The 312-nt window shown below is 57.1% G+C and carries 1 protein-coding gene; it reads right to left on the bottom strand.

The window, feature by feature from the left end:
• Nucleotides 1-312: glycerophosphoryl diester phosphodiesterase membrane domain-containing protein (locus P0G09_RS17555; RefSeq protein WP_275253312.1), on the bottom strand; the 312-nt coding region annotated here is incomplete at both ends.

Raw genomic sequence — 312 nt, 5'->3', positions numbered from 1 at the left:
CAGCTGAGAGATATAGTTGTAAGCCACGAATACATCGGGAAAGGGGATGAGCAGGGCGCAGTAAAGCAGGATGGGCCAGTTCTTGGGGAGCAGGACATGGCGGATATCCCCCAGCGACCGGACGACCAGGGAAACAGGACGCAGTGTTTCGCCCCGGCGGGCCAGCGCAAACCCGTGCAGGAGGATGGAAAAGCCGTACAGGTTCCAGAACGCCGCCAGAAGGATGATGAGCACGATCCCACCTAAAATGGTCGGTGAAGTAAAGATCTGATGTGCATTGTTGTTGGTCAGGTAGTTCACCGGCGAGCAGCG

It is taken from the genome of Faecalibacterium sp. DFI.5.82, from assembly GCF_029076575.1.
In the GTDB taxonomy this organism is placed as follows: domain Bacteria; phylum Bacillota; class Clostridia; order Oscillospirales; family Ruminococcaceae; genus Faecalibacterium; species Faecalibacterium duncaniae.
This window is presented reverse-complemented; position numbering and strand designations above follow the sequence as displayed.